Origin of the sequence: Streptomyces sp. NPDC059454 (genome assembly GCF_042749965.1) — a bacterium.
GTDB lineage: Bacteria > Actinomycetota > Actinomycetes > Streptomycetales > Streptomycetaceae > Streptomyces.
The window spans coordinates 14,106-40,001 of record NZ_JBHYVC010000018.1 but is presented as its reverse complement, the minus strand read 5'-3'; the positions used below and the strand labels follow the sequence as shown (position 1 = coordinate 40,001).

The following is a 25,896-nucleotide window of genomic DNA, read 5'->3' as shown; positions in this document are numbered from 1 at the left end:
TTCAGACTCCTTCGGTGGTGGCCGGCAGGTCGGGGACCTCGTCCAGCTTGATGCCGTACAGCTTCTCGAACGTGGAGAGGAACTCGGCGTCGTCGTCGAGGACCCGGGACGACACGCGCCGGCCGTTCTCGTACTCGGTCAGGACCCGGTTGAACATGGAGGTCCGGCCGGCCGGTGTCACGATGGACGCCCACAACTGGGTGGTGGCGGGGGCGTTCGGCGACGACCACAGGTACCACAGCGCGGCGTCGAAGTCCTCCAGCTCGCGCGGGTGCATCTCCGCACGCCAGCGCAGCACGCCGTCGTGGATCATCTCCACGTCGCCGTCCGCGGTGAAGGCCAGCCGGTACTCGCCGTGCGGATCGCTCTGCACGCCCGGCTCGCGCAGCTTCAGCGGCTTGCGGGCGGCCCAGCGGAAGCCGACGTCGACCAGGTAGGGCTGGTCGAGTTCGACCCGCAGCACCAGGTGGCCGTGGTACTGGCCGTGGAAGGCGTGCTTGCCGTTGTGCAGGATGCGGGCGCCCAGCAGCGTCACCGGGTAGCCCAGGTGGCGCAGCAGCAGCGCGAACGCGGAGTTCAGCTCCCCGCAGCCGCCGCCCCGGCGCTTGTTGACGATCTTGTCGTACAAGGGCTCGTCCTGGACGCTGGGGAAATTCTTCAGGATCAGGTCGAGCGTCTCGAAGGGGACCGTCATCACATGACGTTCCATCAGGTAACACAGGGACTCGTAGTCCACCGTGGCGGGGCGCTCCGCCCCGATCCGCTCGAGGTACGCGTCGACGTCGAACACGAAGCCGCTCGTCTCGGTCTTGCTCATCTCGCTCTCCTCCCTCACTTCCAGCGCAGCAGCGCGAAGCCGAATGTCATGCCGGCGCCGATCGAGACCATCAGGACCGACTCACCGGAGGTGATGGCGCCCTGGCGGACGGCGCGGTCCAGGGTCACCGGGATCGACGCGGAGCCGGTGTTGCCGACGTCGCGCGCACTGGCGTGCAGCCGGGGGCGGGTAAAGCCGAGCAGCTCGGGCAGGCTCTCCACCATCCGCTGGTTGCCCTGGTGCGGCACGATGTGGTCGATGTCCTCCAGTTCCTGGCCGGCGTCGTGGAGGAAGTCCTTGGACATCTGCGGGATGTGCTCCTGGAAGATCTCCATGATGCGGCGGCCGTTCATGCGCACGTAGTGCAGACCGGCGTCGACCGTCTCGTGCGAGGCGGGCAGCCGGCTGCCGCCGGCCGGGATGCCGCCGACCTCGCTGTCCACCGGGAAGCTGGTGATCCGGGTGGCCAGCAGCCCGGTGTCGCCGTCCGCCGGGCCGAGCACCACGGCACCGGCGCCGTCGCCCCACAGGGCGGTAGTGCGCCGGTCCTCGTAGTTGCGGAACCGGCTGTAGGTGTCGGCGCCGATGACCAGCGCGTAGCCGCCCCGCACGCTCAGGTACGTCGAGGCCATGTCGACGGCCGTCAGGAACCCGGCGCAGGCCGCCTGGATGTCGAAGGTGCCCGTGGTGGTCGGGCACTGCAGGGCCAGCGCGGTCAGGCTGGCGACGGACGGGCCCGCCATGTCCGGGGTGGCCGTGCCGACGATGACCAGCGAGAGCTGCGCCGGGGAGATCCCGGCGTCCTCGAGGGCGGCGCGGGCGGCGTGCAGGGCGAGGTCGGAGGTGGCCTCGTCGGGGGCGACCGCACGGCGGGTGACGATGCCCGTCTTGCGGACGATCCACTCGTCGGTGACTCCCGCCCGGTCCGCGAGCATGTCGTTGGTGATGACCTGGGAGGGCAGGTACGAGCCGATTCCCAGGACTCCGATGCGGGCTCCATGCTGCGTGGGGCTGTTGCTGGTCGTGCTCATCTACCCGGCTCCTGACTTTTCGTCGGTCGCGGTTCGGTCGGTCGGGTTCGGTCGGTCGAAGTCCGGTCGGCCCGGTGAGGCGGGCCCGGTGCGCCTGTCCGGCCGGCCGGGTTCACAGCAGCCCCCGGAGCAGGGTGCTCATGATCCGCGGGCCGTTCCTGGTGAGCACCGACTCGGCGTGGAACTGCATCGAGGCGAAGTGCGGCCCGCGCAGCGCGTGCACGTCCCCGGTCCGCGGGTCCCGGCTCACCCGCACCGTGCCGATGCCGTCCACCTCGGTGACGGGGCCGGCGGCGCGCGCGGTGAAGGCGTTGTAGAAGCCGACGCGTTCCTCGGTGCCGAACAGGTCGATCACCTTCTGCACGCCCTGGTTGGGCGGGGTGCGGCGCAGTACGTCGAGGCCGAGCCGGAGACTGAGGACCTGGTGGCTCAGGCAGACCGCGAGGAAGGGCCTGCGCTCCTCGAGCAGCCGCGCCACCCCCGCGTGAACGGCCGCGATGCGCGGGTCGCCGGTCTCCTTGGGGTCGCCGGGGCCGGGACCCATCACCACCAGGTCGTAGTCGTCGACGTCGTACGGCTCGTCGAAGCGGCGGACCGTCACCTCGGGTCCGAGCGAGGACAGCTGGTGGGCGATCATCGCGGTGAAGGTGTCCTCGGCGTCGACGACCAGCGTCCGCACCCCGGCCAGTTCGGGGTGGAACGGCGTGGCGGGCGCGCCTTCCCCGGCGAGCCAGAACCCCGCCAGGTGCGTGTTGCGGTCGCGCAGCGCGGAGACCACGTCCGGGTGCCGGCCCAGTCCGTCCGGGTCGGACTCCTGCAGGGCGGACAGCAGCCCGGCGGCCTTGGCGGCGGTCTCCCGCACCTCCGACTCCGGATCCGAGTGGCGGACGAGCGTGGCGCCCACACCGATGCCCACCCGGCCCGTGGAGTCGATCTCCGCGGTGCGGATGAGGATGGAGGAGTCGAGGGCCGGCTCGTCGTGCTCGTCCCGCCCGATCAGGGCCATGACGCCGCTGTAGTACCGGCGGCCCGACCGCTCGTAGCGCTCGATGACCCGGCAGGCGCTCTCCAGCGGGCTGCCCGTGACGGTCGGGGCGAACATGGTCTCCCGCAGGATGTCCCGCGGGTCGCGGGTGCTGTGCCCCGACAGCAGGTACTCGGTGTGCGCGAGCCGGGCCATCTCCTTGAGGAACGGGCCCGTGGCGCGGGCGCCTCCGTCGCAGATGCGGGCCATCATCTTCAGTTCCTCGTCGACCACCATGTACAGCTCGTCCGCCTCCTTGCGGTCGGCGAGGAAGTCCATGAGGCCGGGCAGCGAGGGCCCCGAGGCCGGGTAGCGGTAGGTGCCGCTGATGGGGTTCATCACGGCCGTACCGTGGTGCAGGCTGACGTGCCGCTCGGGGGTGGCGCCGACGAAGGTGCGGTCGCCGAGGTGGACGAGGAAGGTCCAGTAGGCGTTGAACTCGCGTTCCAGCAGCCGCCGGAAGAAGACCAGCGCGTCGAGGACGTCGTAGTCCTCGATGTCGGCGGTGAACGTGCGCTTGATGACGAAGTTGGCGCCCTGGCCGCTGCCGATCTCCTCCGTGATGATCTTGCGGACGATGTCGGCGTACGCCGTGTCGTCGATGTCGTGGCCGATGCCGGTGTCGGACAACCGGATCGGCCGGTCCGCGATGCGCGCCGCGGCCTCGGCGACGGGCACCTTCTCCTGGCCGGTCACCCGCAGCGCCAGCAGCGGGGCCTCGTCGTCGTTGCAGACGAAGCCGCGTTCGGAGATCTGCCGGTAGGGGACCACGGCCAGCAGGTCGTGCCGGGGCGCGCCGGGCACCCCGGCCCCTGCGCCGGGGCCGGGCAGCGGCAGGTCGGCCAGCGTCTCGGGGGTGCCGACCTCCCCGACCAGTACGTCGAGGAGTCCCGGCGAGCGCTCCGGGCGGTGCAGGAGGGCGAACGCGGCGGGCCGGCCGGGTCCCAGGATCCGGTCGAACAGGCGGTGGTCCGCGGGGTGGCGGCTCACCGGGACTCCCCCGGGGCCGCCCCTGCCGTGGCGCGGGCACCCAGCTCCTCGGCGAGCCGCGCGGTCGGGGCGACGACCGCGCAGCGTCCCGCCGCGTAGTTCAGGGCGAGCTCGTGGGCCTCCCTGGAGAAGTCGGCGACGGCGTCCGCGGCCAGGAACACCTGGATGTCGTTGCCGAACGCCTCCAGCGCGGTGGTGAGGATGCCGACGTGCGCGTACACCCCGCACACCACGAGCTGGTCCCGGCCCTGCGCGCGCATCCGCTCCAGGAGGTCGGAACGGAAGAAGGCGCTGTAGCGCCACTTGGTGAGCCGCCAGTCCTCGTCGGCGGGCGCGAGGGCGTCCACCACGAGCCGGTCCTCGTCGTCGACGCGCATGCCGGGTCCCCAGAAGTCCGCCAGGAGTCCCCGCTCCCCGGGGCTCATGCTGCCCGGCTGAGCGGTGTACGCCGTCGGGACACCGGCCGCGGCGCAGGCCTCGCGCAGCCGCGCCGCGTTGCGCACGAGCGGTTCGCGCAGGCCCGCCGGGAACGGACGCAGGAAGTAGCGCTGCATGTCGTGGACGAGGAGCACCGCGCGTCGCGGGTCCACCGTCCATGCCGCGACGTTGCCGGGCAGTTCCCCGGCCGTCGGCATCGGATAGGAGTCGATCGCCGGGATACCGGCCGTGAACCTCATGGATCTCACCTCTGTCTCGGGTCCGGTGGGCGCTTCACGAGCCGAGCGCCGCGCCGCCGTCGACCGTCAGGGCGTGCAGGGTGATGTGGGACGCCTGGTCCGACAGGAGGAAGGCGACCGCTTCGGCGATGTCGGCGGGGTCGGCGAGCTTGCCGAGCGGGATGCCCAGCCGGAAGTCCTGGGGGCTGCCCTCGATCGTGCGGCGCGGGCCCGAGGAGTCCGTCCACATCGAGCTGAGCATGGGTGTGTCGGTGGAGCCGGGTGCCACCACGTTGCAGCGGATGCCGTGCCGGGCGACCTCGAGGCCGAGGCTCCTGGTGAACGACGTGGCCGCGGCCTTGGAGGCGGCGTACGCGGCCATCCCGGCGCGCGGGACGGCGGCCGCGTTGGAGGACACGGTGACGATCGCGCCCCGGTTGCGGGGCACCATCCGCCGGACCACCGCCTGGGACATCAGGAAGACGCCCTGGGCGTTGACGGAGAACGTGGTGGCCCAGTCCTCCGCGCGGTAGTCGCGCACCCCGCCCAGCCGCAGCACACCGGCCGCGTTGACCAGGAAGTCCAGCGGGCCGAGCCGGTCCTCGGCCTCCGCGACGACGGCCTCGGTCTGCGCGGCGCTGGACACCTCGGCGGGCAGCGCGGTGACGGACAGCCCGTCGGCGGTCAGCTTCTCCGCCAGTTCGCGCAGTTCCGTGGCGCGTACGTCCACGGCGGCGACGTGCGTCCCGCGCTCGGCCAGCGTTCTGACCACCGCCGCTCCGATGCCGCCGGCGGCTCCGGTGACCAGGGCGACCCGGTTCACCGTGCTCGGCTCCGGCGCCATCGGCGCCGGGATGACGTGTGTGTCCACTGGGGCCAACCTCCTCGCATGAGTGACCTGTCCGGGACCTCAGCCCCGCCAGGCATTGATCAGGGAAACGGCCTGCCGGGGGTTGAGCCGGGGGTCGCAGAAGCTCGTGTACTTGTCGCCGACGCGCTCGTTCTCGGCGGGACCGTCGACGCACTCGGTGACCTCGTCGGGGGTGGTCTCCAGGTGGAGTCCGCCGAGGACACCGCCGCCCGAGCGGACGGCGCACTGGAAGCCGCGGACCTCGCGGTCCAGCGTCTCGGTGTACCGGGTCTTGAGGCCTTCGGCGGTGGTGACCGTGTTCCCGTGCATCGGGTCGCACAGCCAGATCACCGGATGCCCTGCCGCGCGCACCGCCTCCACCAGGGGCGGCAGTCGGTCCGCGACGGCATCGGCGCCCATCCGTGAGATGAGCGTGAGCCGTCCCTTCTCCCGTGCGGGGTCGAGTTGTTCGCACAGCCGCAGCAGTTCGGCGGCGGGCATCTGGGGGCCCACCTTGAGCGCCACCGGGTTCATCACCTCGGCCAGCAGTGCGACATGGGCGCCGTCCGGCTGGTTGGTGCGCGCACCGATCCACGGCCAGTGCGTGGAGGCCAGCAGCAGCCGGCCGCTCTCGTCGCGGCGCAGCAGGGGGAGTTCGTAGTCGAGCACCAGCGCCTCGTGGCTGGTCCACACGCGCGGCCCGATGACGTGTCCGTCGCCGGAGTGGGGCCAGCCGAGGTGGTTCATGGCCCGGCCGGCGGCGGCGTAGCAGTCGAGCATGCGGCCCGGGTCGGGCTGCCTGCTGTCCGGGTCGGGGTCGGGGCTGTTCACCAGGTGGCCGCGGTACACGGGCAGTTCGACGTCTCCTATCCGCTCCGTGGACCGGGAGCGGGGCTTGGCGAACTGGCCGGCGACGCGTCCGACCCGGACCACCGGCTTGTGGGTGGCCATCCGCATGGCGCCGGCCAGCAGGTCCAGCAGCCCGGCCTTACGGGCCACATAGCCGCCGGTGCACTCCTCGGGGTCCTCCGCGCAGTCGCCGGCCTGCACGACCTGGGCCTCGTTGTCCGCGACCCGGCGCAGCAGGGAGCGCAGGTCGTCCACGTCCTCGGCCCTGACCAGCGGGGGGCGCTGGCGCAGTTCCTCCCGCACGCGCCGGACCTCCTCCGCGTCCGGCCACTGCGGTTGCTGCCGGCCGGGCCGGGAGCGGAGGGTGAGCTCGATGTCATCCACTGGTTTCTCCTGAGACGAAAGGGTGGCGGGCCCTCTGCGGACCTCCGGCGAACCGTCGGTGAGTGTTCTCGCGGGGCTCATCGGCGGCTCCTCGGTGACGGTGCGGCGCGTCGCGGCGGCTCTTCACGGGACGGGGAGGCAGCCGGCCTCGTCCCAGAAGCGGAGTTGCTGCCGCTTGGGCGTGACGGCGACCGAGGCCACCCGCTCGCCCCCCAGCACCAGCGTGGTGGGGCGGTCGGGTGCGAAGACGGGCCAGTCGGGGACGTCCAGGCTGTGCGGGCTGCCCTCGCGGATGAAGGACGAGACCAGTTCGGCGAAGTTCCGCGAGATCCTCCGCTCCAGCGGCCCGTCACCGAACTGCGCCGCGTGCAGGGGCAGTCGGTGCGAGCCGAAGAGGAACTTCGACGTGGCGTCGTGCGGGGTGCCGAAGTGCGGCGCCCTGGTCGGGTGCGCGAACTCCATGACGTACTGAGGAGTGCGGCCGGTCCGGGCGTGACGCTCGGCGAGCCGCACGATGCGGTGGCGGAACAGCCCGTCGCCCCACACCTCGGTCCACAGGTCGCGCGGTCCGCCGTCGGGTCCGGCCGCGCCGCGGTAGGCGTCCACGCAGGCGTCCACCAGTCCGTCGTCGACCCGGGGCGTCAGCTTGCGCAGCACCCCGCGGACGGCCTCCCGCAGTTCGGCGTGGTCGGCCGGGGCGGGCGGCGCGGGCGGGAACGAGGGGGAGAGCGGGTCGGTGAAGAAGGAGCCCTCGGTGCTGTTGTAGACGGTCATGAGGGGCACGTCGGGGGTCGGCAGGTCGTGGGGGTACGCGGTGAGCAGCCGCCCGTCGAGCACGGGCCCCCGGTACTCCCGGCCGCTCTCGACGGGGCGGGTGTCCGGGCTGCCGGAGAAGAACCGCGTCCACTCCTCGTGCAGCAGTGGTGCCGGGACCTCGCGCAAGCCCTCGAGGCCGGTGCCGAGGCGGTGCGCGACCGTCTCGTGGACGGTGCGGGCGTCGTCGGGGGTGAGGGCGAAGGCCGGCTGCCAGGGGTGGGCGGCGCTGAGGGAGACCAGGCGCCGGATCGTGCCCCTCAGCTCGGGCATCAGCGCGAGCTGCCAGGCGGTGGCGCCGCCGGCGGAGGTGCCGCACAGGGTGATGTCGTCGGGGTCGCCGCCGAACGCGGCGGCGTTCTCCCGCACCCAGTGCAGCAGCGCGATCTGGTCCTGCAGGCCCCAGTTGGCCGCCAGTCCGGTCACGGGGTCGGTGTACTCCTCGTGCAGACCCCAGCCGAACACCCCGAGCCGGTAGTTGAAGTTGACGACCACGATGTCGCCGGCCGCCGCGAGCCGTGCCCCGTCGAAGGTGGGCACGCTGCCCGCGCCGACCTGCCAGCCTCCGCCGTGGATGTAGACCAGCACGGAGCGGCGGCCCGCCGGGCCGGGCGTCCAGACGTTGGCGTACAGCGCGTCCTCGCTGCTGTGGGCGGGACCGGCCTGCACGAAGGGCGGTGAGAAGCGGGTGGCGTCGCGCACGTCCCGCCACGGCACGGGCGGCCGGGGCGAGGCGAACCGCAGCTCGCCGGTCGGCGGCGCGGCGTACGGGACCCCGCGGAAGGCGACGATCCCGCCCTCCCGGGCCCCGGTGACCCGCCCCGCCGTGGTGCGGACGACGGTCGTGGCACCCGACGAAACAGTCATGGTCATGGCTCAGGCACTCCCCGGTGGCTCGGGCACTCCTGGAGTGAGTGGCAAGTTCGGACCGGCCGGATTCCAGCCAGCACCCGCTGATCCTGCGACGCCCCGCGACGGGCGGCCAAAGAACGCGGGCGCACTCCGTCAGGTGGGACTGAATCCATCAGGTTCCCCGCCGGCGGGACTGGAGGAACTGGTTGAAAAGTGGGCAATACCTGGCGCCCGAGGGGCACTTGACGGAGTGCGCAAAGGCGCGTTGACGCCCTTCGCGCCGTGCATGAGGATCCCGGAAACCTTCCTGTTTCCACATGGCCCGAGGAGAGCGCCGTGGGGTCCGTGAGAAATGACGTGCAACCCGATATCCAGTCCGTCTCCGAAGGCATTCCGCATTCCTGGGACACCGAGGGACTGGATGTCGGCGCCTATCTGCGGCGTATCGGGTACGACGGGCCTGTCGAGCCCACGGCCGGTACCCTGCGCGCCCTTCAGCGCGCACACATAGACGCCGTTCCCTTCGAGAACGTGGACGTCGTGCTCCGGCGCGGTGTCTCACTGGAGACGGCGGACCTCCAGCGCAAAATCGTCCGTGCCGGGCGCGGCGGTTACTGCTTCGAGCACAACCTGCTCCTCGGTGCCGTGCTGGAACGCCTCGGCTTCCCGGTGACCCGGTTCCTCGGGCGGGTGCGGCGCGGTAGCAACCGGGTCCGCTACCGGGCCCACGCCCTGCTCGTCGTGGTGGCGGACGGCCGGCGCTGGCTGGTCGACGCCGGCTTCGGCGACGAGGGGCCGCTGGCGCCCGTTCCGCTGGTGGCGGGGGCCGAGGCCGAGGTGGGGGGGTGGCGCTGGCGGGTGGCCACCGAGGGGGGCCAGTGGGTACTCCAGTCCCTGCACGAGGACGGGTGGTTCGACCTGTACTCGTTCCGTGAGGAGCGGCACTTCCCCGTGGATTTCGAGGTGTCCAACTACTACACGGCGCACAGCGCCCGTTCCACGTTCACCGGCCCCCTGATCGCCATGCGGGGCACGGAGGACGTACGCCATCTGCTGCGCGGCCGGCACATGACCACCTCCTTCCCGGACGGCCGCTCGGAGGTCACGGAACTCACCGGTGAGGAAACCCTGACCGCCCTGCGCGATGTTTTCAAAATCCGTCCGACCGCCGAAGAGGAATCGCTGCTCCTGCGTCACCTGTCCGTCGCGTCACCCGCGAAGAACCGCTGAATCGGCGTGAAGAAGCGCTGAATCGGCGTAAGGAAAGGCTGAGGAGCCGCACCTCGCTCAGCAGAACGCACACACCATCCGGAATTGCTTTCCGCCCGCCCGAGGAGACCACGTGCCGCTCCACATCCCGGCCAGTAGGAACGCTCTCTACCTGGGCCTGGTGCCCGAGGAGGCCGCCGCCCGGCACCCCTACTCGCCCATCACCCTCGATCACGACCTGGACGTCGCGCCGGAGATCGGCCGCCATCTGACGGTGGCCGAACTGGCCGACCTGGTCGACGACATGGCCGCCCGGCTGTGGGCGGCCGGGATCCGGCCGCGCGACCAACTGGCCCTCTACAAGGCGCACAACTTCGACATCTACGTGCTGGCCTGTGCCGCCGCGCGGATCGGGGCCACCCCGGCCCTGCTGTCCCCGGCGCTCGACGGTTCCACCGTCGCCGCGCTGCTCTCCCGCCTGGACCGGCCGCACCTGGTCACCGACGGGGGCAAACTCGGCGGCGAGCTGGCCGGGATCCCGCTGGCCGAGATGACCAGCACCGTCGTCCGCGTGGACGGCCCCGGCGGATCCGGCACCGTCGGCCTGGAGGAGCTGGCCGGCAGCCCGCGCCGCAGCCCGGTGAAGACGGGGCCGGACACCCCGGCCCTGATGACCCACACCTCCGGCACGACCGGCGTCCCCAAGCTGGTGGTGCACACCGCCCGTTCACTGCGCGGCCGGCTGCGCCCGCAGGAGAAGCTGGCCGGTCTGATCCGGGAGCGGGAGACCTACGCGGTCCACATCTCCTTCGTCCACTCCCGGATGTTCATGGCGCTCGCCGTCGTCCTGCCCAAGGGGATGCCCGCGGTCATCATCGACGACGGACGTCCGGAGCGGGTCGCCGAACTGTTCGCGAAGGTCCGGCCGGGCTTCGTGGAAACCCACCCCAACTCCTTCATGGAATGGGAGGAACTGGTCGACCACCCGCTGCGGCCGCTGTCCGGCGTCAAGTACTTCAGCGGGACGTTCGACGCCATCCACCCGCCGACCATGCACCGGCTGCTGTCCGCCTCGGAGCGCCGCAACGCGCTGTTCTTCCAGTTCTACGGGCAGAGCGAGTGCGGCCCCCTGGTGTGCCGCTGGTACAGCCGCAAGAACGCCCACAAGGCCAACGGCCGCTGCCTCGGCTACCCCATCCCGGGCATGACGCACGTGCGGATCGTGCCCCGCGACGGGCACCGGCCGTCGAAGAAGACGCCCGGCTTCATCGAGGTCCAGACCGACGGCCGCGCGGTCGGCTACTACGCCGAGGAGGAGCGCTACCGCAAGGAGCTCAACGGCAAGTGGTGGCGGACCGGCGACGTCGGCTACCGCACCCGGATGGGCTGTGTGCACCTGCTGGACCGGGCCGTCGACGTCATCCCGGACCTCGACTCCACCCTGGAGGTCGAGGACACCGTCCTCGGCCGCCTCACGGAGCTGTCCGAACTGGTCGTCGTGCCCGGGCCGCGGCAGGAGCCCCTGCCCGTGGTGTGCACCAAGGGCAACGAGCCGCTGGACATGCAGCGCTGGCGCCGCGCGGTCACCGACTTCCCCCAGCTGGCGGACCCCGTCCAGATGCCGCTGTCCGAGCTGCCGCGCACCGCCACCATGAAGGTGCAGCGCCTCAAGCTGGCCCAGCAGCTCGCCGACCGCCTGGAGCGCTCGGCATGAGCACCGACACCGATGTGCTGATCGTCGGTGCGGGCCCCACCGGTCTGTTCGCCGCCTGTGAGCTGATCCGGCGCGGGGTCCGCGTCCGGCTGGTGGACCGCGCCGAGGGCCCCTCCACCGTGCCCAAGGCGCTCGCGCTGTGGCCGCGTGCCCTGGACCTCCTGGAGGACCTGGGCGTACGGGACGAACTGCGTGACATCGCCGTACCGGTCGGCGGCTTCAGCTACTTCTCCGGCGGCAGGCCGCTGGCCACGTTCACGGTGCCGGACCGGCTCCGCCCGCTGCACCTGCCGCAGTACGAGACCGAGCGGCTGCTCGCCGGGCGGCTGCACGAGCTCGGCGGGAAGGTCGAGCGCGGTGTCCGGCTGCTCACCTTCGACGACGTCGACTTCGGCGGTCGGATCGACGCCGGTGACGGTGTGACGGCGGTCCTGGAGCACGGCGACGCCGGGGTGGAGCGGGTCAGGGCCGCCTTCGTGATCGGTGCCGACGGAGCGTCGGGCAGCACGCGCGGCGCGCTCGGCATCGGCTTCCAGGGCAGCACGTACGAGCTGCGGTTCGCCCTGATCGACGCCCGCGTCGAGGGCACCCTGCCACCCGACCAGCTGCTGTACTACCAGGCGCCCACGGGCACCCTGATGATCGCCCCGCTGCCCGACGGCGTGTTCCGCATCCTCGCCGTCATGCCGCCGGGCGACCGGCAGGTGGATGTCGCGATGATGCAGCGGCTGCTCGACGAGCGGGGCCCGGGCGGCGTACGGATCACCGAGCCGGTCTGGCAGACCCTGTACCGGGTGCACGCCCGGCAGGCCACCGAGTACCAGCGGGGTCGGGTCTTCCTCGCCGGTGACGCCGCGCACGTGCACAGTCCGGCCGGCGGGCAGGGCATGAACAACGGCCTGCAGGACGCCCTCAACCTGGCCTGGAAACTGGCCGCCGTGGTGCACGGCGAGTCCCCGGCGTCGGTGCTGGAGGACTACACGCCGGAGCGGGCCGAGGCCACCACCCGCATCGTGGCCGACACCGACCGGCAGACCCGGGCCTGGATGGCGGACAGCCGGGCGCGGATCACGTTGCGGGACACCGCGTTCCGCCTGGCCGCGTTCTCCGGGGTGGTGCCCCGCTATGTGTTCCCGGTGATGGCGGGGCGCCGGGTGGCGTACACGCCCGTACGGCCGACGCAGACGCCGTCCCGGCCCGGGACCTGCCGGATGGTCCGCCGGCGGCCCGCGCGGCTGCGGGTCGGCATGGTCTTCCCGCGCGAACTCGCGGTGACGTACGGCTTCGCCGGGCCGAAGGCCGATCCGGCGGCCTGGACCGTGGTGGTCCGCGCGGGCGGGTCGCACGGCGACCTGCCGGAGCGGGTCGAGCGGGTCACCGCGGGCTGGCCGCGGCTGCGCCACGTCCGGCTGCACCCGGGGGACGCCGACGCGGCCACCGGCTGCACCGTGCCGGGCTTCCACCTCGTACGGCCGGACGGGCACATCGCCGCGCACGGCCACGCCGAGGACCTGTCCCACCTCACCGCGGAGCTGGCGCGGTTCCTCCGTCCGGCCGGCACCCAGTAGACGAGCCGGCCCCGTGCACGAATCGAGGGAGAAGACCATGGCAGGACCGTCAGCAGGGCCGTCGCCCACCGTGGCGATCGCCTATCACTCGGGCAACGGTCACACGACCGTACTCGCCCAGGCCGTACGCGAGGGCGCCTGCGACGCGGGGGCCGCCGTCGTGGAGGTCCGGGTGGACACGATCGACGAGCGGCAGTGGCGGCAACTGGACGACGCGGACGCCATCGTCTTCGGCGCGCCCACCTACATGGGCACCGCCTCCGCCGCCTTCCACACCTTCGCGCAGGCCACCTCCGGCCGCTGGGCCGAGCAGGCATGGGCGGACAAGGCCGCCGCCGGATTCACCGTCTCCGGCGCCAAGAGCGGGGACAAGCTGCACACCCTTCAGTACTTCGGGGTGTTCGCGGCCCAGCACGGCATGCACTGGGTCAGCCTGGGCCTGCTGCCGGGCTGGAACTCCTCCGCGGGCTCGGAGCACGACCTCAACCGCCTCGGCTTCTATTTGGGCGCGGGCGGCCAGGCCCACGTCGACCTGGGGCCGGAGGCCGTCACCAAGGCCGACGTGGAGACGGCACGGCACCTGGGGGCACGGGTGGCCCGCACCGCCCGAAGGCTCGCGTCGACACCGTCCGGCTGACCGGCCGACGGGCCGACGGAACACAGCGGGGGACGGCCCGTCCGGGCCGTCCCCCGCTGTGTCGTGCGTCCGGTCCCGCGAGGGCGCGTCCCCCCGGACACGGCCCGGCCCGCCCCTGTCGTGAGGGGCGGGCCGGGATGCCGCCGGTGGCGTCCGGTGAAGGTGTCAGCCCTTCTCCACCACGACCTTGATGCGCTCCACCGTGTTGCGCACGTCCTCGGCGAGCTTGGCGTTCCAGTCCCGGACGAAGCGCTCGCGCCCGGCCTCGTCCAGGTTCGCGAAGATCTTCGCCAGTCCCTCGGTGAGTTCGCCGAGCCAGTAGTGGTGCACCAGGCGGCTGCCCTCGCCGTCCGGCCGCATCTCGAAGGACCACACGCTCTCCTGCCGGCGGCGCTCGCTGTCGAGCACGCTCCAGCGGAACACCCGGCCCGGTTCGGCCTCCACGACCTCCGACTCGGTGGCCCACTCCCCGCGGATCACCGGGGCCCACGCCACGACCTCCACGGGCCGGTTGTTCTCGCCGCGGAAGATCGCGCCCACGGTGCCGGGGCGGCCCCGCACCCACTGGCCGCCGGTGCACTCCGGGCTCCACTCGGCGCTGCGCTCCAGCGCGCTGACGGTGTTGTAGACCTGCTCCGGCGAGGCCGCGATCTCGATCTCGGCGCGTGCTTTGAACGTCGTCTTTCCGCTGGTGCCGATCAAGTTGTTCATGGCGGACATCACTTCCGATCTGCGGGTTCGTTGGGGTGGGGGCGCGCCGCGGGGGCGCCGGGGTCAGACGCGGGTGAAGTCCCGCGCCCCGTGCAGCCAGTCGGCGATCTCGTGGAGCTCCTCGGCCGACAGGACGGACAGCCGCTCGTTGCGCTCCTTCGCGGCGACGTCGGCCGGGTGGTAGACCTGGCTGCCCATCTCCCGTGCGACGAGCTGGGCCTTGGCGGTGCGCCCGCGCCGGGCGGCGTTGTAGACCGCGAGCCGGCCGGGGAAGCGCTCCGGCGGGCAGTCCAGCAGGTCGCCGAGGACCACCGCGTCCTCCAGGGCCATGCAGGCGCCCTGCGCGGCGTACTGGAGCATCGGGTGGGCGGCGTCGCCCAGCAGGGCCACCCTGCCGTCCACCCACCGGTCGGCCGGGTCGCGGTCGCACAGCACCCAGGACTTCCAGTCCTCGCCCAGCGCCAGCAGCCGGCCGGCGGTGCGGCCGAGTCCGGTGAACTCGCCGAGCACGTGCGCGCGCGGCGTCGGGCGGCCGGCCACCGGGACGGTCGCCCCGTCGTCGCGGGTGGCGGCCAGGTTCAGGAAGCGGCCGCCGCTGATCGGGTAGTGCACGAAGTGCCACTTCGGTCCGGCCCACAGGGTCACGGCGTTGGACCGCAGCGCCTGCGGAACCCGCTCCATGGGGATCACGGACCGGTAGATGGTGTGGCCGGACACCCGTGGCTCGCCGTCGCCGAGCATCTGCCCGCGGACGACGGACCGGATGCCGTCCGCGCCGATCAGGGCGTCGGCCGTCAGGCGCTCCCCCGTGTCCAGCACGGCGACGACCCGCTCGCCGTCGTGGCCGTACGACACCACCGTGCTCCGGGTCCGCAGTTCGACGCGGTCGGCGCGCTCCCGGCAGGCGTCGAGCAGCGGTTGGTACAGGTCGGTCCGGTGGACGACGGCGTACGGGTTGCCGAACCGCTCGCGATAGGCGCCGGTCAGCGGCATCGCGTTGACGAGTTCGTCGGTGGTGCCGTCCATCAGCCGCAACTGGTCGATGAACACGGCCCGTTCCCGGACCCCGTCACCGACGCCGAGCCGGTCCAGTGCCGCGAAGGCGTTCGGGGCGAGCTGGATGCCGGCGCCGAGCTCGGTGAAGCCGGACCGCCGTTCCAGCACGGTGACCCGGTGTGCCCGGTCGGCGAGGGCGGTGGCGGCCGCCAGTCCGCCGATGCCGCCGCCGGCTATGAGGATGTGTGCCATGGCGCGAGGTCACCGTTCCTTCCGGTCCAGATCGGGGCGCAGAACGAGGCGCCTGCCGCGGAGTTCGCCCTTCTCCATGCGGCGGTGGGCGTCCGCCGCGGAGCTGAGGGGGAGCCGTTCGACGGTGCGGGGACGGAGCCGCCCGCTGCCGAGGAGGCGGTTGATGCCCACGGCCGCGTCGGCGAGCTCCGCGGTGGTGGCGTGGGAGATGACGAAGCCGAGTATCGAGGCGTCCTTCATGTAGAAGGGTCCGGCCGGCAGGACCGGGCGGGCGCCGACACCGGCCAGCAGCACGATCCGGGCGCGCGGGGCGATCAGGTCGACCGCCGCGGTGAGGTCGTTGGTGCCGTAGGTGTCGATCCACACGTCGATGCCCCGCGGGCAGGCCAACCGCAGCCGCTGAGCCACGTCGGGGTCGGTGTAGGAGAAGACCTCCTGCGCCCCGAGCGAACGGCAGTACCCGGCGTCCCGGGCGGAGGCCGTGGCCACCACACGGGCGCCGGCCTCCACGGCCGTCACCACGGCCGCGCTGCCGACGTTCCCGGCCGCGCCCGCCACGAAGACGGTCTCGCCGGGGCGCACCTTCGCGTGGGTGTGCAGCGCGAGGTGCGCGGTCCCCGCGGGGTGGAGCACGCCGACCGCGGTCTCCGCGTCCACCGCGCCGGGCAGGTGGTAGAGGCGGTCGGCCGGTACGACGGCCAGTTCGGCGGCGGCGCCCTGCCGGCCGCCGTGGCCCAGGCTGTTGCACCACACGCGGTCGCCCGCTCCGAAGCCGACCGCGCCCGGCCCGGCCTCGACCACGGTGCCGACCAGGTCACGGCCGATCACCAGAGGGAACGAGACCGGGGTCCGGAAGACCCCTGACCTGACGAACGTGTCCACCGGGTTCACCGTGGTCGCCGTCACTTCGACAAGAACATCGGTCGGGCCGGGTCGCGGAGGGGCCAGTTCGCCGTAGCGGATCTCGTCGGGCGAACCTAGCTGCTCGATGTAGGCGGCGCGCATGACCGACAGACTGGCACCGGGTGCGGGCCGCGTCGGAAATCGAGCGCCTTATATGTCAGGTCCCCAGGAAAATCGGTGCCGACCTGACGGATACCGGGGCGGACTTGACGGACCCGGAAGCCGGGCGTTGACCGGAATCGGACGCGCCCTGCGAGGATCCCGCAGACGGTATCGGCGATCCCGCTGGGGAGTATCCAGATGAGCGGTATTCAAAGGGAGTTCTGCATTGTCGGAGCCGGCCCTCGGGGATTGTCCGTTCTCGAGCGGCTGTGCGCCAACGAACGGAATTCGGCGTCCCGTTCCCCGATGGTCGTGCATGTCGTCGACCCGTTCCCCCCGGGCGCGGGGCGGGTGTGGCGCCCGGACCAGTCGCGCCACCTGCTGATGAACACCGTCGCCTCGCAGGTGACCGTGTTCACCGACGGCAGCGTGTCGATGGGCGGTCCGGTGGAGAGCGGACCGAGCCTGTACGACTGGGCCCGCGAGCTGGCGGTGCTCGGCGCGCTGAACGCGGACGGGTACGACGGGGCGACGGTGGCGGAGGCCGCCCGGCTGGGCCCCGACGACTACCCGAGCCGGGCCCTGTACGGCGAGTACCTGGGCGCCTGCTTCCGCCGGATCGCCGCCCGCGCCCCGGAGCACCTGAGCATCCGGGTGCACCGCTCACGCGCCGTGGCCATGTCGGACACCCACGGTGTCCCGGGCGGACCGCAGGGCGTCCGGCTCGAGGACGGCACCCGGCTGAACGAACTCGACGGCGTCGCCCTGGCCCTGGGCCACCTGCCGGCCCGGCTGACCCCGAGGCAGGAGCGGACCGCCGCGCTGGCCCGCATCCACTACCTGACGTACATCACGCCGTCCAACCCGGCGGACGTGGACCTGGACGCGATCGCACCCGGGGAGCCGGTGCTGCTGCGCGGTCTGGGCCTGAACTTCTTCGACTACATGGCGCTGTTCACGGCCGGCCGCGGCGGCGGCTTCGTCCGCGAGGGCGAGCGTCTCGTCTACCGGCCCTCCGGCCGTGAGCCCCGGCTGTACGCCAGCTCCCGGCGCGGTGTGCCCTACCACGCCCGCGGCGAGAACCAGAAGGGCCCCTACGGCCGCCACGAACCGCGGTTGCTGACCACACGGTACGTCGAGGAGCTGCGGGCCCGTTCCGCCGGCGGCGAGCGGGTGCGCTTCTCCACGGACCTGTGGCCGGTGATCTGCCGGGAGGTGGAGAGCGTCTACTACGGCACGCTGCTCCACGCGCGCGGACGCGAGCACGACGGCCGTGCCCTCACCGACGCCCTGGTCGCACTGCCGCCGGGAGAGGACCCGTCGGCGCTGCTCGGCTCGTTCGGTGTGGACGCGGCCGACCGGTGGGACTGGCAACGCCTGGCGAACCCCTGCCGGAACCAGGAATTCACCGACCGGTCGGAATTCCGGGCGTGGCTGCTCGGGTATCTCGCCGAGGACGTCGCCGCGGGGCGGGCGGGAAATGTCGACGGACCGCTCAAGGCGGCCCTCGACGTACTGCGGGATCTGCGGAACGAAATTCGCCTCGTCGTCGACCACGGCGGACTGGAGGGCAATTCGCAGCGGGACGAACTGGAGGGCTGGTACACACCGCTCAACGGATTCCTCTCGATCGGCCCGCCGGTCTCCCGCATCGAGGAGATGATCGCGCTCGTCGAGGCAGGTGTGCTGGAGCTGACCGGCCCCGGCACGGAGATCCGCTTCGACACCGCCGAGCCCGCCTTCGTCGCCGAGTCGCGCGAGGTACCGGGACCGGCCGTCCGCGCCCGGGTACTGATCGAGGCCCGGCTTCCGGAACCCGACCTGCGGCGTACCGACGATCCGCTGCTGCGTCATCTGCTGGCCACCGAGCAGGCGGGTCCGTACCGCGTGCCGGGTGACTGCGGAACGCTGTACGAGACCGGCGGACTCGCCGTCGGCGAGCGGCCGTACCACCTGCTCGACGCGCGCGGCCGGGCCCACCCGCGCCGCTTCGCCTTCGGAGTGCCGACCGAGTCGGTCCACTGGGTCACCGCCGCCGGCATCCGCCCCGGTGTGGACTCGGTGATCCTCGGCGACGCGGACGCCATCGCCCGGGCGCTCCTCGGTCTCCCCGCGGTGACGCGGGTTCCCGAACAGATCCGCCGGGCCGCCGCCGACACGGACCTGACCGGGGTGATCGTGTGACCTCCGGTCCCGGCGACGCGGTCCTGGTCGACGCGGGGCTGCTCTCCCCCGTCCGCGCCGGGACCCCCGTGGAGGCGGCGGTCTGCGACACGGCGTGGCTGCAGGCCATGCTGGACGCCGAGGCGGCACTGGCCCGGGCGCAGGCGCGGCTGGGCGTGGTGCCGCAGTCCGCGGCGCGGGCCGTCACCGAGGCCGCCCGGGCCGAGCTGCTGGACCTGCGCGCGCTGGCCGTCGCCTCGCGGGAGACCGCCAATCCCGTGGTGGGGCTGGTGCGGGCGCTCACCGGGGTGGTGGCCCGCGACGACCCGTCCGCCGCGGAGTACGTCCACCGCGGTTCCACCAGCCAGGACATCCTCGACACCGGCGCGATGCTGGTGGCCGCCCGTGCGCTGCGCCTGGTCCGGGCCGATCTGGGCCGGTCCGCGGCGGCACTGGCCGCGCTGGCCGGTGAACACCGGGACACGCCGATGGCCGGCCGGACGCTGGCGCTCCAGGCCGTGCCGACCACCTTCGGCCTGAAGGCGGCGGGCTGGCGCAAGCTGCTCCTGGACGCCGACCGGCGGCTGGAGCGGGTGCTCGCCGAGGGCCTGCCGGTCTCCCTCGGCGGGGCCGCCGGAACGCTGTCGGGGTACCTGGAGTACGCGCGTGCCGACGGCTTCTTCGACACGGAACCGGACGACGCGGGGCCCGGCGACGGTGGACCCGGCGGTGCCGGACGCGACGCCGGGCGCTACGCCGACGCCCTCGTCCGGGCGTTCGCCGAGGAGACGGGGCTGGCCCCCTCCGCCCTGCCCTGGCACGCACTGCGCACCCCCCTCGCCGACCTGGCCGCGGCGCTGGCGTTCACGGCGGGGGCCCTCGGCAAGATCGCCACGGATGTGCAGACGCTGACCCGGACGGAGGTCGGCGAGGTCGCCGAACCCGCCGTCGAGGGCCGCGGCAGCTCCTCGGCGATGCCGCACAAGCGCAACCCGGTGCTCGCCACGCTGATCCGCAGCGTGGCGCTCCAGGTACCGGTCATGGCCGCGGGCCTGACGCAGTGCCTGATCGCGGAGGACGAGCGGTCGGCCGGGGCGTGGCACGCGGAGTGGCAGTTGCTGCGGGAGTGCCTGCGGCTGACCGGGGGCGCCGCGCACACCGCGGTGGAGCTGACGGCCGGGCTCGTCGTGCGGCCGGAGCGGATGCGGGACAACCTCGGTCTGCTGGGCGGTCTGCTGGTCTCCGAGCGGCTCTCCGCCGTGCTCGCCCCCGTGGTGGGCAGGGCGGTGGCCCGGCAGGTGACGAGCGAGGCGGCGGCGCGCGCCGTCGAGTCGGGTCTGCCCCTGTACAAGGTCCTGGCCGCCGACCCGCGGCTCGCGGGCACGGTCGACGAGACGGAGCTGGCGGGGCTGTGCGACCCGGCCGACTACACGGGCGCGGCGGCCGCGCTGGTGGACCGTGCGCTCCGTCCCTGACCCCGTCCCTCCCCCGCCGTCCCCGCACCCCGGCACCCCGGCACCCCCCAGGCGTGCCGGGGTGCGCATCCGATTCCGCCGACTCCACCGGTCTTCCGCGCGGAGTGGCGGAAACAGAACCTTCATTACCGAGAAACTTCCTGAGTAAGATACTTGGACACTGAGCAGGAACGGTCCGCGCGTCGAGCGCCGTGCGACCCGACCGCCCCGCCGAAGGAGCCCCCGATGACGTCACAGAGCCCCGACCACACCCGCAGTGGAGCCATGCGGGTGCGCACACCGATCCCCGGCGAGATCGACTTCTCCCTGATGTACTTCGCGCACGACGCGTTCGCCCGCGACCTGCGGCGGATGGCGGCGGCCGCGGCGGCCGGCCGCGGCACGGACCCCAGCGTCCGCAACGGCTGGGAGACCTTCAAGCGCCAGCTCCACATCCACCACGTGGCGGAGGACGAGTCGATCTGGCCGCAGCTCAGGGAGAAGGTCACCGCCCCGCGGGACGTGGCCGTCCTGGACATGATGGAGGCCGAGCACGGCCGCATCGACCCGCTGCTCGCCCAGGTCGACGCCTGCCTGACCGCGGGCTCGGCCACCGGGCTGGCCGCGGCGGCCCAGGAGGCCGCCGACGCCCTGATCGGCCACATGGAGCACGAGGAGGACTTGGCCCTGCCGCTCGCGCAGACCCATCTCGGCGCGGCGGGCTGGAGCAAGTACGTGAAGTACCTCCAGAAGACGCAGGGCCTCGGCGGCGCCGCCGAATTCCTGCCCTGGGCGCTGGACGGCGCCTCCCCCGCCACCCGCGCCGAGGTGCTCGGCAAGCTGCCGGCGCCGGTGCGGCTGCTGTGCCGGCTGGCCTTCGAGCCGCGCTACGCCAGGACTCCCCGCTGGAACGGCATCACCGTCTGAAGCCCCGGAACACCCCCGCCACGGGCGGACGTTCCGGCAGTCCTCCTTCACCAGCCAGGATGAGATGTGGCGCAACAATGGAACACCACCTTCCCCAAGGCCGATGTCATCGTCGCGGACGGGGGCATCAACGGACTTACCGCTGCCCTGGCCATCGCCCAGCAGCGGCACCGGGTCCTCGTGCTGGAACAGGAGGACTCCTTCGGGGAACTGGAGACGGGGATCCGCCTCTCCGCGCAGACGCTGCGCGCCCTCGACCGGCTCGACGTGGGCGACGCGGTGCGCGAACACGGGGTCGCCATCAGCGCGTTGCGTCTGCTGAGCGGCACCACGGGCATGCCGCTGGCCGTGGTGCCCGGGGGCGGCGGCCCGCGGCCCCCCAGCTGTCCCTCGACCGTGGTGCGCCGTACGGAGCTGTTCGGCGTCCTGTTGGCGGCCTGCCGCGGCAACCCTGACATCGAGCTGCACACGGGATCGGCGGTGGTCCGCTACGAGCAGACCGCCGACCGGGTGACCGTCGTGCTCGGGAACGGCGAACGGCTCAGCGGCAACGCCCTGGTGGGGGCGGGCGGCTCCTGCTCGCCGGTGCACCGCCAGGTGACCGGCGCCGGGCTGCGCCCCTCGCACAACACCTTCTACCACTCGGTGGTCCCGGGCGAGCGGCTGCCGGCCGCGCTGCGCTCCGACATGCTGACGGTGTGGGCCAAGCACAGCTGGCAGCTCATGCAGTGTCCCACCGGTCACGGCCGTTTCGAGGTCGCCGTGCACTGTCTGAGCACCCGGGAGCGGACCTTCGAGGGCATCCCCGTCGACAGTGTCCGGGTGACCCGCGACCTCCCCGACGCGGCCGAGGCCGTGCGGGAGTTGCTGCGGCTCTGCGACGACTGGCGGATGTGGGTCCCGTGCGCGAGCACTCCCGTGGACCGCTGGGCGGACCACCGGGTGGTGCTCACCGCCGACACCGACCGCCCCACCCTGCCCTTCGCCGCGCAGCACGCCGCCCACCAGGCCCTGGAGGACGCCGTACACCTCAGCGACCTCATGGACTGCGACGCGGCGGACTTCCCGAGGGCGTTCCGGGCCTACGCCGAGCACCGGCGCCAGGCGGCCGCCCGGGCCCGGAGCTGGGCCGCGTACGCCGTGTTCGCGGACGACCGGTGCCGCTCGCTGCCCGACCTCTACGGGATGCGGGGGTGACGCTTCCGGCACCCGGGCCGCCCCGGCCGCCTGCCGGACACCCGCACCGGGAGACGGCTTTCCCCACACGGGCCGCGGTCAGACGATGTCGAAGTTGGCCATCATGGCCATGTCCTCGTGCTCCAGGTTGTGGCAGTGCATCATGTACCGCCCTTTGTAGCCGCGGAAGCGGACCAGCACCTCCACCACCTCGTACGGCCGCACGTCCACCGTGTCCTTCCACCCGGCGTCCGAGGCCGCGGGTGCCCCGCCGCTGCGGGAGAGCACCTTGAAGTGCGCCAGGTGCAGATGGACCGGGTGGTGGAAGTCGCTGGTGAAGCGCCACACCTCCAGCGTGTCCAGGCGCGGTGCGGCCCAGACGCCGTCGGTGCTGAACGGCCGCCCGTTGACGGTCCACATGGAGTGACCGCCCTCGGTGGTCATGCGGAAGTCGAAGGACCGCTCCTCGACCGCCTGCCGGCGGCTCACCCGGTCCGGGGTCACCAGCCGGGCGGGGACGCGGCTGTCGTCCCGCCGCCGCCCCTTGACCCGGAACCGCATGACCTTGCGCATGTCGCCCTCGCCCAGCGTGTTGACGAGCGTCAGCTCGCTGCCGGCGGGGTACCGCGAGAAGTCGACGACCACGTCGAAGCGTTCGGCCGGCGCCATGGTGAGCGTCTCGTGGGTCACCGGCCGGTCCAGCAGCCCGCAGTCGCTCCCGATCTGGACCAGCGGGACCCGCCTGCCGCCCTCCCCGTCCTCCAGGGCGAGCCGGTAGCGGCGGGCGTTGGCGGCGTTGAGCAGCCGCAGGCGGTAGCGGGCGCCGGTCACCTCGAACTCGGGCCAGGGCGCGCCGTTCACGAGCTGCACGTCGCCGAGCACGCCCGCGTGGTAGGCGTCCTCGACCCCCGCCTTCTCGGTGAGCGTCGGGTCCAGGGAGGGATAGGCGAAGGAACCGTCCTCCTCGAAGGAGCGGTCGCACAGCATCAGGGGGACGTCCCGTTCGCCCTCGGGCAGCCCCAGGGCCTCCTCCTCGTCGTCGCGGACCAGGAAGAACCCGGCGAGACCCCGCCAGACCTGGGGCGCGCTGAAGTCCATGCGGTGGTCGTGGTACCAGAGCGTCGCGGCGGGCTGGTCCAGCGGGTACTCGTACTCCCGCTCCCCGCGGCTGAACGTCCAGCCCTCGGGGGCCTCCCCGGCCGGCCGGGAGCCGTCGCCGTGGTCTCCGTGGTCTCCGTGGCCGGAGCCGTGGGACATCGAGGTGGTCCAGTCCCGGCGGCCCGCCGCGCCCTCGGGCAGCAGCAGGTCGGTGGGGTAGCCGTCGGAGTCCGGGGGTGTGACGCCGCCGTGCAGGTGGGTGGAGGTGGGCACCGGCAGCCGGTTGCGCAGCCGCACCACCGTGCGCCGGTCACGGCGGCCGACGAGGGTACGGCCGGGGAAGAGTCCGTCGTAGCCCCAGACGGTGGTCCGCAGACCGGGCAGGATCTCCAGCCGGGCTTCCCGCTGCTCCAGTTCGTAGGTGTCCACGCCGTTCGCGCTGCTGACCGGCGTGGCGGCCGGCGGCACGGGCAGCGGCACCTCGAAGGGCCGGGGCAGCCGGGCCGTGCTGGTGAGCTGCTCGCCCGTGGTCTCGCCGGACAGGCGCAGCCGGCTCGCGGCGGTGACGCCGAGGGCGGCGACCGTGCCGCCGGCGCCGGCGTAGGCCAGCAGCCGGCGGCGGGACATGCGGGAGCGGCGGGTGCCGTCCGGGACGGGGTCCGGCGTCGTCCGCGCGGCGCTCACCGTGCCACCTCCGTCGTCGGGGCGGCGGGCACCGGACGCAGGGTGAACGCCCAGCAGAGCATGGCGGTCTTGACGCCCACCAGGGCGGTGCCGAGCAGGATGTGCCAGGCGATGACCCGTTCGTCGCCCATCACCTGCTGGGCGCCGACCAGCACGATCATCACCAGACCGGCCGCCATGGGCCACCTCAGTGCCCGGTTCCCGCGCCACAGCAGCACGGCGTTGACCGTCTGGGCCAGGGTCAGCAGGATGACCAACCCCGCGTTCATGCCGTGCAGGTCCAGCATGCCGACGTCGCCCGTGACGAACAGTCCGGCGGACGCCGCCTGGAGCAGCGTGCAGGTCAGCGCGAGGACCGCGACCACACGGATCGAGCCGACGAGGCCCCGTCCGGGGCCCCGGGGTCTGTCGCGGGGCCGTTCCGCGGTCGCGGGCGGGGCGGGGGCAGGCCGGGCGGCCGCGTCCGTCACCGAGCGTTTCACCTGGTCTGTCAACTCCTTCTCTGGGCTGCCATGCCAGTCTCGACCGGTGGCGCGGGCGGCCGGCACTGTCGTCGCCAGTCAACGTTTCACCGTCTTCGCCGGACAACCGCGGCGGAATTGTCTGTCAGGTCGGCATCGACTTTTGGACGGGCATGGCTGGGAGAGGACGGTCGGGGCCGCCCTCACACCGCCCCCGGCCCTTCACGTCCGCCGGAACAATGTGCCGGCCCGACGGCGGCGCATTTCGCCCGGGCGCGCGGGGAGCCCCCATTGGACGGTCTGTGGCGGGCCGCGTACACGCCGTTCGGCATTATCTGTCAGGTCCACCGCGATTCCTCGCGGAACTTGACGGATCCACCTTCCTTCCGTTGACCGGTTCCCCTGCCGGGCTGCCAAGCTCACCGTGCATCGAGAGCGCCGTCGAAAACGGCGTCAGGAGCCCTGCACCCATGTCAAGGAAGGCGGGCTGAAGTGACAGCCAGCGATACAGGCACCTCATTGGGAATTGTCGGTCTCGGCGCCTATCTGCCCGGCCCCGCGGTGTCCAACGAATCCGTGGGAAAAGCCACGGGCGCGGATGTCGAATGGATTCGTGATCGCATCGGCATCGAAGCCCGCCATCACGCGGCACCCGGCGAGTCGACGTCCGACCTCGCGGCACACGCCGCCCGGAAGGCGTTGCGCGACGCCCCCGTCGAACCCGACCTCCTCGTGCTGGCCACCGTCACCTCCGACCGTTCGGTGCCGGCGACCGCCTGCTACGTCCAGGACCGGCTGGGCCTGTCGGGGGCGCCCGCCCTCGACGTCAACGCGGCCTGCTCCGGTTTCGTGTACGCCCTCACCACGGCGGCCGGCATGGTGCGCGCGGGCGTCGCCCGCCACCCGCTGGTGATCGGCGCGGACGTTTTCACACGCTGCGTCGACCCGGCCGACCGGCGCACCGCGCCGCTGTTCGGCGACGGTGCCGGCGCCGTCCAGCTCGCCCCGGTGCCCGACGGTTACGGCATCCTCGCCACCGAATTGTGGGCCGACGGCTCGAAGGCCCACTTCGCGACGATTCCGCACACCGGCGGCTGGTTCGAGATGGACGGGCGCGGGGTGACCGGCACCGTGCTGGAAATGGGCCCGAAGATTCTCAGTTCCGCTTTGGACAAGGCGGGCGTCCGGCTGAGCGAACTGAACCGTCTCGTCATCCACCAGGCGAATCCGCGACTGGTGCGGAAGGTCGGCGATTTCGTCGGCCTGGAAAAGCACGTCGTGCCCGACTACGGAAGGATCACGGGAAACATCGCCGCCGCGTCCATTCCCGTGACGATGAGCCTCGCACACCGGGAAAGGCCGTTCCAGGACGGCGATGTCATCGCCCTGCTCGCCGTCGGCGCCGGAATGACGGCGGGCGCCGTCGTCCTGCGCTGGCACGAGCCGTCCGCCTGACCCCTGCGGCACGTCCCCCCCGCTTTCCCGCCCGGCCGCGGAACGGGCGGGAAGGCGAGGGCCGGGCCGCCACCGTCGCGCCGGGGGACGCCGGGAACCGCGCCCCCCCCCCCGCGGCGG

At 72.8% G+C, this 25,896-nt stretch carries 21 protein-coding genes; 9 read left to right on the top strand and 12 right to left on the bottom strand.

The annotated features are described in order from the left end of the window. Position 1 precedes the first annotated feature (1 nt). The 7 genes from ACFXAE_RS15230 to ACFXAE_RS15200 all read right to left on the bottom strand — a co-directional run bounded on the left by ACFXAE_RS15230 (position 2) and on the right by ACFXAE_RS15200 (position 8,287). Positions 2-817 (bottom strand): arylamine N-acetyltransferase, encoded by an 816-nt coding sequence (locus ACFXAE_RS15230; protein ID WP_384713703.1) that lies wholly within the window; start codon positions 815-817, stop codon positions 2-4. 14 nt (positions 818-831) lie between these two features. Next, positions 832-1,848, bottom strand: coding sequence for a 3-oxoacyl-ACP synthase III family protein (locus tag ACFXAE_RS15225; protein ID WP_384713700.1), 1,017 nt, complete (start codon positions 1,846-1,848; stop codon positions 832-834). Positions 1,849-1,960: 112 nt separating this feature from the next. Further along, positions 1,961-3,862 carry an anthranilate synthase family protein gene (locus ACFXAE_RS15220; protein ID WP_384713697.1) on the bottom strand — a complete coding sequence of 634 codons (1,902 nt, stop codon included), beginning with the start codon at positions 3,860-3,862 and terminating at the stop codon, positions 1,961-1,963. Continuing rightward, positions 3,859-4,539, bottom strand: a complete 681-nt coding sequence (locus tag ACFXAE_RS15215; protein WP_384713694.1) for an isochorismatase family protein — start codon at positions 4,537-4,539, stop codon at positions 3,859-3,861. Before ACFXAE_RS15215 ends, ACFXAE_RS15220 begins: the two co-directional genes overlap by 4 nt. A 34-nt stretch (positions 4,540-4,573) precedes the next feature. Further along, on the bottom strand, positions 4,574-5,362 hold the full coding sequence (locus ACFXAE_RS15210; RefSeq protein WP_384713926.1) for a 2,3-dihydro-2,3-dihydroxybenzoate dehydrogenase: 789 nt from the start codon (positions 5,360-5,362) through the stop codon (positions 4,574-4,576). 66 nt (positions 5,363-5,428) lie between these two features. Beyond that, the gene (locus ACFXAE_RS15205) at positions 5,429-6,601 is read right to left on the bottom strand and encodes a 3-deoxy-7-phosphoheptulonate synthase (RefSeq protein WP_384713691.1); all 1,173 of its coding nucleotides are present in this window, start codon (positions 6,599-6,601) and stop codon (positions 5,429-5,431) included. A 123-nt stretch (positions 6,602-6,724) separates the two neighbouring features. Next, positions 6,725-8,287, bottom strand: coding sequence for a carboxylesterase/lipase family protein (locus tag ACFXAE_RS15200; protein ID WP_384713688.1), 1,563 nt, complete (start codon positions 8,285-8,287; stop codon positions 6,725-6,727). A gap of 336 nt (positions 8,288-8,623) precedes the next feature. Here ACFXAE_RS15200 and ACFXAE_RS15195 point away from each other — a divergent pair, with 336 nt between their 5' ends. The 4 genes from ACFXAE_RS15195 to ACFXAE_RS15180 all read left to right on the top strand — a co-directional run bounded on the left by ACFXAE_RS15195 (position 8,624) and on the right by ACFXAE_RS15180 (position 13,394). After that, the gene (locus tag ACFXAE_RS15195) at positions 8,624-9,496 is read left to right on the top strand and encodes an arylamine N-acetyltransferase (protein ID WP_384713685.1); all 873 of its coding nucleotides are present in this window, start codon (positions 8,624-8,626) and stop codon (positions 9,494-9,496) included. A gap of 112 nt (positions 9,497-9,608) precedes the next feature. Then, on the top strand, positions 9,609-11,189 hold the full coding sequence (locus ACFXAE_RS15190) for a class I adenylate-forming enzyme family protein (protein WP_384713682.1): 1,581 nt from the start codon (positions 9,609-9,611) through the stop codon (positions 11,187-11,189). After that, positions 11,186-12,757 (top strand): FAD-dependent monooxygenase, encoded by a 1,572-nt coding sequence (locus ACFXAE_RS15185; protein ID WP_384713679.1) that lies wholly within the window; start codon positions 11,186-11,188, stop codon positions 12,755-12,757. Before ACFXAE_RS15190 ends, ACFXAE_RS15185 begins: the two co-directional genes overlap by 4 nt. Positions 12,758-12,794: 37 nt before the next feature. Next, on the top strand, positions 12,795-13,394 hold the full coding sequence (locus ACFXAE_RS15180; protein ID WP_384713676.1) for a flavodoxin family protein: 600 nt from the start codon (positions 12,795-12,797) through the stop codon (positions 13,392-13,394). 165 nt (positions 13,395-13,559) lie between these two features. Here the strand turns inward: ACFXAE_RS15180 and ACFXAE_RS15175 are convergent, their stop codons facing one another. The 3 genes from ACFXAE_RS15175 to ACFXAE_RS15165 form a co-directional block, all read right to left on the bottom strand. Continuing rightward, positions 13,560-14,105: an SRPBCC family protein gene (locus tag ACFXAE_RS15175; RefSeq protein ID WP_384713673.1), complete on the bottom strand. Its 546-nt coding sequence runs from the start codon at positions 14,103-14,105 to the stop codon at positions 13,560-13,562. A 63-nt stretch (positions 14,106-14,168) separates the two neighbouring features. Then, positions 14,169-15,353, bottom strand: a complete 1,185-nt coding sequence (locus tag ACFXAE_RS15170; RefSeq protein WP_384713670.1) for an FAD-dependent monooxygenase — start codon at positions 15,351-15,353, stop codon at positions 14,169-14,171. A 9-nt stretch (positions 15,354-15,362) separates the two neighbouring features. Beyond that, the gene (locus ACFXAE_RS15165) at positions 15,363-16,358 is read right to left on the bottom strand and encodes an NADPH:quinone reductase (protein WP_384713667.1); all 996 of its coding nucleotides are present in this window, start codon (positions 16,356-16,358) and stop codon (positions 15,363-15,365) included. 198 nt (positions 16,359-16,556) lie between these two features. Between ACFXAE_RS15165 and ACFXAE_RS15160 the strand changes: the two genes are divergently transcribed. From ACFXAE_RS15160 to ACFXAE_RS15145, 4 genes are all read left to right on the top strand, one after another. Beyond that, the gene (locus ACFXAE_RS15160; RefSeq protein WP_384713664.1) at positions 16,557-18,542 is read left to right on the top strand and encodes an FAD/NAD(P)-binding protein; all 1,986 of its coding nucleotides are present in this window, start codon (positions 16,557-16,559) and stop codon (positions 18,540-18,542) included. Beyond that, positions 18,539-19,996 carry a lyase family protein gene (locus ACFXAE_RS15155; RefSeq protein ID WP_384713661.1) on the top strand — a complete coding sequence of 486 codons (1,458 nt, stop codon included), beginning with the start codon at positions 18,539-18,541 and terminating at the stop codon, positions 19,994-19,996. The genes ACFXAE_RS15160 and ACFXAE_RS15155 overlap by 4 nt, the downstream gene beginning before the upstream one ends. Positions 19,997-20,221: 225 nt before the next feature. Further along, entirely contained in the window at positions 20,222-20,902 is a 681-nt protein-coding gene (locus ACFXAE_RS15150) for a hemerythrin domain-containing protein (protein WP_384713658.1), read from the top strand. A 66-nt stretch (positions 20,903-20,968) separates the two neighbouring features. Then, positions 20,969-22,099 (top strand): FAD-dependent monooxygenase, encoded by a 1,131-nt coding sequence (locus ACFXAE_RS15145; RefSeq protein WP_384713655.1) that lies wholly within the window; start codon positions 20,969-20,971, stop codon positions 22,097-22,099. Positions 22,100-22,177: 78 nt separating this feature from the next. Here the strand turns inward: ACFXAE_RS15145 and ACFXAE_RS15140 are convergent, their stop codons facing one another. Together ACFXAE_RS15140 and ACFXAE_RS15135 are read right to left on the bottom strand one after the other, a co-directional pair. Beyond that, complete coding sequence (locus ACFXAE_RS15140) at positions 22,178-23,860, bottom strand: multicopper oxidase family protein (protein WP_384713652.1); 1,683 nt, start codon at positions 23,858-23,860, stop codon at positions 22,178-22,180. Beyond that, the gene (locus tag ACFXAE_RS15135; protein WP_384713649.1) at positions 23,857-24,342 is read right to left on the bottom strand and encodes a hypothetical protein; all 486 of its coding nucleotides are present in this window, start codon (positions 24,340-24,342) and stop codon (positions 23,857-23,859) included. Before ACFXAE_RS15135 ends, ACFXAE_RS15140 begins: the two co-directional genes overlap by 4 nt. 498 nt (positions 24,343-24,840) lie before the next feature. Here ACFXAE_RS15135 and ACFXAE_RS15130 point away from each other — a divergent pair, with 498 nt between their 5' ends. Then, the gene (locus tag ACFXAE_RS15130) at positions 24,841-25,776 is read left to right on the top strand and encodes a 3-oxoacyl-ACP synthase III family protein (RefSeq protein WP_384713646.1); all 936 of its coding nucleotides are present in this window, start codon (positions 24,841-24,843) and stop codon (positions 25,774-25,776) included. Positions 25,777-25,896: the final 120 nt, after the last annotated feature.

Excerpts from the sequence above, each read along its gene's own strand:
- ACFXAE_RS15150 (WP_384713658.1), top strand. The coding sequence starts at position 20,222 with ATGACGTCACAGAGCCCCGACCACACCCGCAGTGGAGCCATGCGGGTG.
- ACFXAE_RS15170 (WP_384713670.1), bottom strand. The coding sequence starts at position 15,353 with ATGGCACACATCCTCATAGCCGGCGGCGGCATCGGCGGACTGGCGGCC.
- ACFXAE_RS15200 (WP_384713688.1), bottom strand. The coding sequence starts at position 8,287 with ATGACCATGACTGTTTCGTCGGGTGCCACGACCGTCGTCCGCACCACG.
- ACFXAE_RS15215 (WP_384713694.1), bottom strand. The coding sequence starts at position 4,539 with ATGAGGTTCACGGCCGGTATCCCGGCGATCGACTCCTATCCGATGCCG.
- ACFXAE_RS15225 (WP_384713700.1), bottom strand. The coding sequence starts at position 1,848 with ATGAGCACGACCAGCAACAGCCCCACGCAGCATGGAGCCCGCATCGGA.
- ACFXAE_RS15175 (WP_384713673.1), bottom strand. The coding sequence starts at position 14,105 with ATGAACAACTTGATCGGCACCAGCGGAAAGACGACGTTCAAAGCACGC.
- ACFXAE_RS15185 (WP_384713679.1), top strand. The coding sequence starts at position 11,186 with ATGAGCACCGACACCGATGTGCTGATCGTCGGTGCGGGCCCCACCGGT.
- ACFXAE_RS15180 (WP_384713676.1), top strand. The coding sequence starts at position 12,795 with ATGGCAGGACCGTCAGCAGGGCCGTCGCCCACCGTGGCGATCGCCTAT.
- ACFXAE_RS15160 (WP_384713664.1), top strand. The coding sequence starts at position 16,557 with ATGAGCGGTATTCAAAGGGAGTTCTGCATTGTCGGAGCCGGCCCTCGG.
- ACFXAE_RS15165 (WP_384713667.1), bottom strand. The coding sequence starts at position 16,358 with ATGCGCGCCGCCTACATCGAGCAGCTAGGTTCGCCCGACGAGATCCGC.
- ACFXAE_RS15210 (WP_384713926.1), bottom strand. The coding sequence starts at position 5,362 with ATGGCGCCGGAGCCGAGCACGGTGAACCGGGTCGCCCTGGTCACCGGA.
- ACFXAE_RS15230 (WP_384713703.1), bottom strand. The coding sequence starts at position 817 with ATGAGCAAGACCGAGACGAGCGGCTTCGTGTTCGACGTCGACGCGTAC.